Annotated in this window: 2 protein-coding genes; both read right to left on the bottom strand. The window is 58.0% G+C overall.

All coding sequences use genetic code 11. From position 1 onward, the window contains the following. Positions 1-140: 140 nt before the first annotated feature. A complete protein-coding gene (locus A6A05_RS02765) occupies positions 141-770 on the bottom strand; it encodes a hypothetical protein (RefSeq protein WP_156520858.1) in 630 nt (209 codons plus the stop codon). A 252-nt stretch (positions 771-1,022) separates the two neighbouring features. After that, complete coding sequence (mamD, locus tag A6A05_RS02770; RefSeq protein ID WP_068497246.1) at positions 1,023-2,039, bottom strand: magnetosome protein MamD; 1,017 nt, start codon at positions 2,037-2,039, stop codon at positions 1,023-1,025. Positions 2,040-2,178: the final 139 nt, after the last annotated feature.

Raw genomic sequence — 2,178 nt, forward strand, 5'->3', positions numbered from 1 at the left:
AATGCTTCAACATTGAGCGCCGGCTTGGCCATGCCCAACAGAATCATGAACCCGTCAGGGATTCAATCAAATGTGAGCCGTGCGCCAAGGGGCGCCCGGACTTTTGCCCCAGTTACATGATATCCTCCCAACCCTCTGATTTAGCGAAGAGCTTCCAGGATCGGATCGTCTTCGCCGCGCGAGCGCCTAGCTTTTTTAGAGCGTTTGACCGTGCTGGTAGGCTTACTCGTTTTCACACTCGACCATGTCGCCGTTGTTCGTGACAAAACGCTCCAAAGCTTGAGAAATAGACTTTCCCGACCATCCCAAAGGGTGGTGGTTTGCTTGTGATACTGAACCTGGGACATCTGTGGGCTGGGGTGTAGATGGGCCGAGGAGCTTTCTGCGCCAACGCTCATGCCCGATTGGTGTGGTGAGTTATCCGCCACCTTATCCACAATTTGGTCCAGCGGGCTGGCGGCGATCATCAGATCCGCGACTAAATCAATGTCCCAATCTGAGTTCCAGGCCGCCCCGGCTTTAGCCACCTCCAGATGAAGTGACAGCATGGCGAAGCTCTTCTCGGAAACCTCGGTCAGACTGTCCGTCCATCCCTCCGTTTCCCCATAAAGTAGGGCCGCTTCAAACGCCGTCGCAAAGCATGCCAAATCCGTCAGGGCGAGGACGGTTGCACCATTGGCCATGAAACGAATGATGCTACTTGGTGGGCTTTCGAGATGGGCAATTGTTGATGAACGGTATGCACTCAGACCAGCTTCAACCTTGGGCATGAGGGCGAGGCATTCTTCAATGAATGTGCCTCGATCCCCACGCTCTACGTCGTTGTCTTTACGCTCCGATGGGGGCGTGACAATGCTTGAACACGCAGCAGCGCAGGGTATTTCACCTGATGCATTGGAACAGGGACTTGCCCGCTTTCGGCCTTTTTTAGGGACATCAGTCACAGACCAACGCCCTCCTGTTCATGCCGAGCTTACGCCGCACGAAGTGTGAACACGTAAGGGGCAAGCATATCGTCTTGCCTAAGCCGTCACTGCGTCCGAGATCGCGTCATCAACCTCGGATGCTGCCGAAGTGGTCCGGGCCTTGCGGTAGCGGTAAATGCCGTAACCGGCTGCGGCGATGACGCCACCCAGGATGACAGGACCAGCCGCGCCGAGTCCCAAGCCAAGGCCCAAGCTCATGCCGGTACCAGTCCATAGAGTGCCGACAGCAGCGGCACCCTTGGTGGCGGCGCCAGCAGCGGCACCCTTGGCAACCGAACCCGCCACAGCAGTTTTACCGGCGGTCTGCAATGCCACAGTCTGCATGGCACCCTTGGCGGCGATTGCGGTTCCGGCCGCGCCCTTGGCGGCGACACCAGTCACAGGATTGAGAACCAGGAACTTGCTCGTCGTACCGGCCATCATCGGAGATTCGCCAATAGCGAAGGTCTTGCCGACCAGCCACGGCATTTGCCCAGCACCATGTTGAACCTTGAGGACCACCAGATCCTTCATGGTGGCAGCGGTTTCACCAACGGGCTGAAGGAAGAGCCAATTGGCGGCTCCATTCCCAGCGGCAGTGGTCTTCGCCACCATGAAAGTCTTGCCGGTCATCATCTGGACCTGCCCGGCCTGTCTTGCGCCTTCGAGCTTCATCATGATCATGCCGTTCCCGCCGCCCTGGGTGGCGGCAGCAGTCAGACCACCAGCACCGGCAGCGCCAGCAGCAACGGCAGCGCCCTTTGCTGCGACACCGGCTTTGGGGCACAGCACAAGCCATTTGCTCACGCCATCGGCAACGAGGGGGGCTTTTCCGATGGTAACGGTATTGCCCACCATCCCCGACAACTGCGCAACCTGACGGGCACCTTCCAGTTTGAGGGCGACGGCCCCTTTTCCAGCGGTAGCGCCTGCAGGGTTCAGGAACAACCAGTGTCCCATTCCATTTCCAGCCGCAGTAACTTGGCCGACCGTGTAGGAATTTCCGGTCATCGACGACAGGAGAGCTGCCTGTGTGGTTCCCTCGACCTTGGCCATGATCATTTGGTCAAGCATGCCAACAGCTCCCTAAACAATGACGCAGAGCGACAAACCGTTCTGCTGAAGATACCCCGAGTCCCTCTGTGCCAATGATCCTTGCCACAAACTCCCTGCGTGGAGTTGAGTGAGCAAGGATCAGAGGAAAGCGGCCATG

This window comes from Magnetospirillum moscoviense (assembly GCF_001650635.1).
GTDB classification, from domain to species: Bacteria; Pseudomonadota; Alphaproteobacteria; order Rhodospirillales; family Magnetospirillaceae; genus Magnetospirillum; species Magnetospirillum moscoviense.